The 8026-nt window shown below is 51.3% G+C and carries 6 protein-coding genes; 3 read left to right on the forward strand and 3 right to left on the reverse strand.

What is annotated here, in order from left to right; genetic code table 11:
* Positions 1–77 precede the first annotated feature (77 nt).
* Complete coding sequence (locus V7P87_RS06965; RefSeq protein ID WP_333796792.1) at positions 78–1172, forward strand: cytochrome-c peroxidase; 1095 nt, start codon at positions 78–80, stop codon at positions 1170–1172.
* Complete coding sequence (locus tag V7P87_RS06970; protein WP_333796793.1) at positions 1169–2665, forward strand: parallel beta-helix domain-containing protein; 1497 nt, start codon at positions 1169–1171, stop codon at positions 2663–2665. The genes V7P87_RS06965 and V7P87_RS06970 overlap by 4 nt, the downstream gene beginning before the upstream one ends.
* A gap of 72 nt (positions 2666–2737) precedes the next feature.
* On the opposite strand, the gene V7P87_RS06975 is transcribed toward V7P87_RS06970, so the two are convergent.
* Positions 2738–2989, reverse strand: a complete 252-nt coding sequence (locus V7P87_RS06975) for a DUF4282 domain-containing protein (RefSeq protein ID WP_333796794.1) — start codon at positions 2987–2989, stop codon at positions 2738–2740.
* Between the two features lie 215 nt (positions 2990–3204).
* Between V7P87_RS06975 and V7P87_RS06980 the strand changes: the two genes are divergently transcribed.
* The gene (locus V7P87_RS06980) at positions 3205–5325 is read left to right on the forward strand and encodes a hypothetical protein (RefSeq protein ID WP_333796795.1); all 2121 of its coding nucleotides are present in this window, start codon (positions 3205–3207) and stop codon (positions 5323–5325) included.
* 71 nt (positions 5326–5396) lie between these two features.
* Here V7P87_RS06980 and V7P87_RS06985 read toward each other — a convergent pair whose 3' ends face one another.
* The gene (locus tag V7P87_RS06985; RefSeq protein ID WP_333796796.1) at positions 5397–6986 is read right to left on the reverse strand and encodes an L-lactate permease; all 1590 of its coding nucleotides are present in this window, start codon (positions 6984–6986) and stop codon (positions 5397–5399) included.
* A gap of 194 nt (positions 6987–7180) precedes the next feature.
* Complete coding sequence (locus V7P87_RS06990; protein ID WP_333796797.1) at positions 7181–7720, reverse strand: DUF6942 family protein; 540 nt, start codon at positions 7718–7720, stop codon at positions 7181–7183.
* Positions 7721–8026: the final 306 nt, after the last annotated feature.

The following is an 8026-nucleotide window of genomic DNA, read 5'->3' on the forward strand; positions in this document are numbered from 1 at the left end:
TACCGCCTAGCCCCATCCAGCTAAAAAACAGCTGCCCGCCGAGCTTTGAACTCAGCAGTAACAACAGCTGCCTGTTGGTGACCCGTTATGATCTATACGATTCACTGCACGATAAAGGCGTGGGCGGCACCCAAACCGCGTTACCCAAAGCGCGGGATGGTTTTAGCCCACAACAAATTGATTTGGGTCGTTATTTGTTTTTTGACCCTTTGCTGTCCGGCAATCACCGTCAGGCGTGCGCCAGCTGTCATCAACCGGATAAAGGTTTTACTGATGGCAAAGCCTTAAGCACAGGCACGCACGGCGATCTGGGGAACCGCAGTGCGCCCAGTCTGTGGAATGTGGCATTTTTAAAAAAACTGTTTTGGGATGCCCGCGCCGATTCACTGGAACAACAAGCACTGATCCCGCTTTTTGCCGCCCATGAAATGGCCAATACGGCTGAGCAGTTATTGGCTGACTTATCGGCAAACAAAATTTATCCGGCGTTATTTAAACAGGCTTTTCCACAAGCGCCACAACTGGAGTTATCCCAGGTTGCCACAGCGCTGGCGGCATTTCAGAGTTCGCTTATTTCGCTGAACAGCAGGTACGATCAATACGCCCATGGTTATCATGAGGCGCTGGATGCGGAAGAAATTAAAGGGTTAAACGTATTCCGCTCTTTTGTGGCGCGCTGCGCCGAATGCCATACACCACCGCTTTTTACCAATCAGCAGATCGCTGTGATAGGCACACCTGAGCCGGACGGCATGCCCTTTGATCAAGGCGCCGGCAATAACAGCGACAAACAGAAATTACGCGGCGCTTTTAAAGTGCCAAGCCTGCGTAATATCGCCAAAACAGCGCCTTATATGCACTCGGGCCGTTTTGCCACTTTAGAAGAAGCGGCAGAGTTTTATACCAAAGGCCGCGGCCATGCCGTGCCTGAACAAAAATTGCTGCTGCACTGGCATATCTGGGAGCCCAAATTAACGCCGGAAGAAATCAGCCAAATCAGTAAGTTTTTACACACTTTAACCGACGAGAGCCTGATGCCTGAGCTGCCAACAGCGCTGCCTTCCGGCTTAGCACTGCCGGCTGAACTGCAAAATAACACAACAACTGCAGCGGCCGCTTCAAGCACAACAACATCCATTGCACCCTCCAGCGAACAAGGGACACAACCATGAAAAAAACCACCATTACATTGGTGTTATTGCTGCCTGCGGCCTTTTTTGCCGGCCAGTTTTTCAGCAAAAACACCCCGGTAGCGCCCACCTACGCGCCTGAAGTCAGCTACAACAGCGGCAGCGCAGCCAAAAGCATTAATGCCAAAAAGTCGGTGATTAACCCGGCGCCCACAGGCACCATACATCAGGTCAAAGACGGTCAGCTGATTATGGATGCGGTCAAAGCTGCCCAGCCAGGTGATGTGATTCAGGTGTGGCCAGGCACTTATACCGAAACCGTCTATATCGACAAAAACAATATCCGCTTGAGCGGTGTGATAGTGGAAGGCAAAAGACCGAAACTTTTTGGTGACGGCCATTTAAACGACGCCATTTTGTATTCGGGCAATAATGTGGTGGTGGAAAATTTCCTGATCACCAAATACAAAGGCAACGGCATTATGGGCCAGGCCGGCAACAACTTTGAGATCCGCAATAACATTATTGAAGACACAGGCGTGTACGGCATTTTCCCGCAACTGGGCGAAAACGGCATTGTGGAACATAACGTGGTGTCGGGTATTGAAGATGCCGCCATTTATATTGGTATGAGTGATTATATTCACGTTGCTAACAATGAAGTGTTTGACAGTGTGGCTGGTATTGAAATTGAAAACAGCCGCCATGCCGTGGTGGAAAACAACTTTGTGCACAACAACACCGGCGGCATTCTGGCTTTTGTCACGCCGGGTTTGCCTATTAAAGACACTGTGGATGTAATTATCCGCAACAACTGGATAAGCCACAACAATACGAAAAACTTTGGTGCTGTTGGCAGTATGGTGGCAGGTATTCCGGCCGGCACCGGCATTTTGATTATGGCGGCCGATAAAGTGGTGATTGAAGATAACCTGATCCTCAATAACAAAACCGCCGGCATTATTATCACTGACCATCAGAATGCACCCAATACCACTTTGGATCCTGAGTCCGACCCCACACCTGATGAAGTGATGGTGCTGAATAATCTGATGTATAACAACGGCTTTGATACCATTCCTGAAGCCAAAGTGCTGATGACCACTGAGCTCAAACAAGGCAATCCGGACATAGTGCGGGTGGGCAACAGCAACAATAGCTGTATTAATAACGCCCAGCAATATGTCACAGTCGGCGTCAGCAGTTGGCCGGTCTGTAGCTTCAGCAACACAGACTCAGTGGTGAGTTATTTGCTGGACACTCCGGCAGCGCCCCGTTCAGTGGCAGCGGCTGATAAAGGCAAATATGCCTATTTAGGGATTTGCACCGGTTGCCATGCTTACACAGGCCGGCTGATTGGCCCACCCGTGCAGGTGATTCAGTCTTTATATATGGACGACCCACAAGCGCTGGCTGATTACATCGCCAACCCGGTGAAAAAACGCGAAGATTATCCACTGATGCCAAAACAGGATTACCTGGATGCCGATACCCGGCTGGCAGTGGCTGAATATCTGTTGTCGGTGCAAAAATAACTCATTCATAAAGGACGAAGCAGTTGGTTGCCTGTCACAAGACAACCAACTTTGCCTGTACCAACTGAACTATTATTCGTCAGATTTATTGGCCAGCTTTTGCAGATTTTCGTGAATTTTAAACAGCACTATTAACAGCTCACACCAAATGCGGGAGGCAATAGCGCCGCCCACCAGAATACCAAGGCCGGTAAAAAAGCCACCGCCATAACTGGAGAACATGGCACCTAAACCTGAGAGAACACAACCAAGTAACATTAACCAATACACAAAAGTAATAATTTTTGGGGTTAACATTGCATCAAAGAAAAATACGCTTTTCATCACACTTCCTTTTATCCTGATTTATTACCAGGGGCACCACGCCAAACCTGTTCCCATACCATAACCATTTAGCCAGATTTGTACAGCCACTAACCTGAATAACAGCAACAAAGCCATGGGCTTACTTGATGAGCAGGCAAAAGCGTGAAATATTAATTTAGCCCACACAGCTGTCACCGCAGCTTTGTTCCCGCATCGTTTAAAAGGAAAATTACATGGCACATCAATGGCGGTTTTTTCGTTCCGGCGGTTTTGATCAGGTCAAACTGGATAAAATTTCTGACTGGCAACAGCTGGATCAACTGGACCCAAAACTCTGGGCTGCATTGAGTTGTCCGGTGCAGGGGCTGGAGTTTGACAGTCGCACTATGAGTTATCTGGACAACGACCAGGATGGCCGGGTGCGGATTGATGAAATTAAAGCGGCAGTCAGCTGGGCTTTGTCGGTATTACAACAACCGGAAGTGCTGTTGTCAGGTGAAGAACTGCCTCTTGCCGCTATCAACAGCCATAACGAAGCAGGGCAAAAATTATTGGCTTCGGCCAAACGTATTTTGCAAAACCTGGGCAAAGCTGATGCAGCAAGCCTCAGTGTGGCCGACACTGCCGATATGGCGCTGGTATTTCCGGCCAACCAGCTGAACGGCGACGGCATTATTACCGAAGAGCTGGCCGCAGACGACAAAGTAAAACAACTGGTCAACACTCTGCTTGGTCTGGGGATCAGCAGCACAGATCGCAGTGGCGCCCCCGGCATTCACAGGGAACAACTGGAACAATTTGTCAGCGAAGGCCAGTTATATACCCAGTGGCAACAACAAGGCAGCAGCATCAGCACAGTGTTTGGCGACAATACTGAAGCTTTGTATCAGCTGGTGCAAAAACTGGACGCCAAAGTCACCGACTATTTTACCCGCTGTCAGCTGGCCGCTTATGACGAAAGAGCCGCCACTGCGCTCAACGGCGCGCCGGAAGATTATGCGGCGCTGTCCCGGCAGTTATTGTCACAAGCCAGTTCAGACACCAGTTATTTACCGCTGGCGCAAGTGAGCGCGGCCGGCGTGTTAACCCTCAATCACGGCATTCACCCACACTGGGCTGCAGATTTAGCCGCAGTTGCTGCTTTGGCAGTGCCGGTCTGGGGCAATACGGAACAGATCCAACTGGCGCAGTGGCAACAGTTAACCACAGCCCTGGCTGCTTACGCAGAGTGGAAAACCCAACAACCTACCGGCCATGCCGCCACACTGGACGCTGAATTGCTGACCGCCTGCCTGCAGCAAGCCACCCTGGATGCCGCTTATAGGCTGATGGACGCAGATTTAGCCCAGCAGGCTGAAGCTGAGTCTGTGCTTGATGTGGACAAACTCGTGCGTTATCAGCGTTATTTGCGCGATTTATTGCGGAATTTTGTTAATTTCGAGAATTTTTACAGCCTGGAACAACCGGCTATTTTCCAGAATGGCCGGTTATATATTGATGGCCGCAGCTGCGATTTATGCCTGAATGTCAATGACGCCGGCAAACACGCCAAACTGGCGGCGTTAAGCGGCATTTATCTGTTGTATATCGACTGTGTGCGCAGCGCCACCGGCGAAAAACGTTCTGTAGTTGCCGCTATGACAGCAGGTGATGCCGGCAATTTAATGGTCGGCCGTAACGGCGTGTTTTACGACAGCAAAGGCCTGGACTGGGATGCCACTGTGACCCAGATTGTCAGCAATCCTATCAGTATCCGCGAAGCCTTTTTTACCCCTTACCAGCGCATTGGCCGGATGATTTCTGATCAAATTCAAAAATTTGCCGCCGCCAAAGACAAAGAAATTGAAGCCAAAAGTGCCGCAGGGGTGGGTGATGCCGCCAAGGTGGCCGAAGCGCCGGCGCCAGCCAAACCGCCAGCGCCTTTTGACGTGGCCAAATTTGCCGGTATTTTTGCCGCTATTGGTTTAGCCATTGGCGCCATCGGCACGGCGCTGGCTGCTGTGGTTACCGGTTTCCTGGGTTTATTGTGGTGGCAAATGCCGCTGGCCATTCTGGGCATTGTATTGTTTATTTCAGGCCCGTCGATGTTATTGGCCTGGTTTAAATTACGCGCCCGCAACTTAGCGCCGCTGCTAGACGCCAATGGCTGGGCGGTGAATACCAATGCCAAACTCAGCATTAAATTTGGCACCCGCTTAACGGCGCTGGCAAGCATTCCGGCCGGCTCCAGCCGCTCGTTGATTGACCCCTACGAGAAAAAAAGCAAAGCCGGTTTATGGCTGATTCTGGTGGTGGTTGTGGTCGCCAGCTGGGTGCTGTGGCGCCAGGGTATTTTTGCCTTTTTGCTGAATTAACCACAAAGCCAGCTCCGCTGGCTGTCACTTAACCTACTGAACGGCCAGGTAATACCAATTTCCTGGCTTTTTTATCCTAATAACCACCAGGCCAGCAGCGTGGCCCAGCACAGATACAGCGCCATCGGCACTAAGGTCAGGCGCATCACCTGAGCTTCAATGCCCTGCCGCTGGATCACACTGACCACGGCGACAATATTCAGCACACAAATCATATTACCGGCATTGGCACCCAGCATTTGCAGCGCCAGCAGGCCAACAGCAGGCAAGCCGGTATCGGCGGCAATTTGCAGCTGCACCTGGGCAAACATCAGATTGGAAAATGTGGCAGAGCCGGCGACAAAAGAGCCCAAAGCACCGAGCCAGCTGGCCAACCCAAACCAGGCGTCGCCCAGCGTGGCAGCCGCTGCATTGGCCAGATAAGCCGGCATCGACACCAGATCAGCCTCTGGGTTATGGCTTAACACAAAAATCCGCACCAGCGGCACCGCCAGCATCAGCGTGAACACACTGCTTTTTAACCGGCCAAATGCCAGATAGCTGCTCTGTTGCAACAACTGCAGGCCTTTGGGATACCAGGGTACCAGCAGCAATAAAGTCAGCACAAAAAAGCTGCCGGGCAAATAAAGGGGCGCCAGGCTGGCACTGATATCTGTGCCGAAAATCTGACTAAAACTGATTTGTTGTTGCTGCAACCAGCTTTTAAATGGCAACTGCGGCAAGCGGCTCAGCAACAATAACAGCACCAACAGTAAATAAGGCAACAGCGCGCGCCACAGGGGCCAACCGCCGCTGTCAGGCTGATTGCCGGCAGTGCACAACGGCACAGGCTGGGGCATAGGCGCAACCTGCAGCCAGCTCAGTCTGCTGCAGCCATAACTGAGCGCAAAACCACCGGCCGCCGCCAGCATCGAAGGAAACTCCGGCCCCAGCCAATAGGCGGTCAGATAAGCCAGCAAGCTGTAACTCATACCTGCAACAAGACAAAGTGGCAACACCGGCAAAAACACCCGCACACTTTTGACCGGGCTGAAAAAACGGCAATATAAAAACACCAGCATGACCGGCAGCAGCGGCGCCGCCAGAATGTCAATCTGGCTGGCCAGCAAATAAACCTGCTGCACTTCTGCTGTAGTTAATTGTGGTGCACCCTGACTGATACCAATCAGTACAGGGGTGCCAACAGCGCCAAAAGAAACGGCGGAAGAGTCGGCGATCAGCGGCAAGGCTGCCGCCGCCAGTGGCGCAAAACCAAGCGACAATAAAATGGGCGCAATAATGGCGGCCGGGGTGCCAAAACCTGAAATGCCTTCTAAAAAGGCCACGGCAAACCAGCTTAACCACAATAACTGCAAACGCGGATCCGGACTTAACCGCTGTAGTGCCTGCACCAGCAAGCTTAAGTTACCGCTTTGTTGTTGCCAGAACAGCAATAACATGGCACCAAAGATGATCGATAAAATAGACAAAGCTATCAGCACACCATCCAGCGCAGCGGCCGCCAGCTGCAGCCAGGACAGTTGCCACACCAGCGCCGCCAAGAGCAGCGTACCGGCCAAAGCCAGCGCCATGGCTTTGACCACAGTAGTACGCAGCACCACCAGCAGCACAAAAATACTCAGTAGCGGAAAAGCGGCCGCCAACCCTAACAGTTCCGACACAGGCGTTATTCTCCCTGACAAAATCCCTGACCCCAAACTGCATTTATTGCTGCAACAGCATCAGTTGCAGAAGTCACCATAACCTGTTTTGTATTTTGTTGTCTTGATTCAGCACAAAAGCCCGGTTTTACGCCGGCGCTGTAGCAACAGCAGTGTAGGGAAAAAAGCCAGTCCCAAAAGCGCCAGCTGACGTTTTACAGCGGGTTTTGCTGGCGCAATAACGCCAGTAAGCGGGCACTTTCAATAATTTTGGCATTATTGAGCTGGCGATAATCAAAAAAAGGCGTGACTAACACCCGCTGTTTAAGATCAATGGCAAATTCGTCGTTCAGCCAGTGCAGCTCTGCGCCAAGGCCAGCGCCCAGCAGCTGTTTGGCATGGGTGCGACCGGCAATCAGGTGGATTTGTTGTGGTGTATCAGGCAACAGCTGTGGCGGGCTAAACAACAGCGCTGTATTGCTGTGCTGCTGTAACAAGGCTGTGTCTCTGAACTGTTGCCAGCTTTGTGCTGTTGCGGCATAAGGAAATAAGCTTTTATCAAGGGCAAACAACAGCTTGGCGTATACATTAAAAATTTTACGCCAGCCGTTACCACAATGGCGGTAAATCAAATCAATATCACCAGGCTGCAACGCCTGCACCGAGCTCAGCTGCTGATACTCAGGCATTGGCGGGCTATTGGCGACATAAACACAAAATTGTGCTGCGGCATCTCCCAAACCTGCTTGTTGCAATGCAAAACTCCCAATCTTTTCAGCGAATGATACCACTGCAAAAACACAAAAACGCCAGGAGCGTTTTTGGACAGCTTCAGCTGGTCCCAAAGGGATTTTTCACAGGGATGTGAAAACACAAAAACGCCAGGAGCGTTTTGCACTCGCCACATCCATGTCGCTCGCCCCCGCAGCTTTGCTGTGCAAAATGACTCTCCTGCCATTTTGTGGACAGCTTTAGCTGGTCCCGCAGAGATTTTTACAGGGATGTAAAAACACAAAAACGCCAGGAGCGTTTTGCACTCGCCACATCCATGTCGCTCGCCC

The organism is Rheinheimera sp., from assembly GCF_036782235.1.
Lineage (GTDB): Bacteria > Pseudomonadota > Gammaproteobacteria > Enterobacterales > Alteromonadaceae > Pararheinheimera.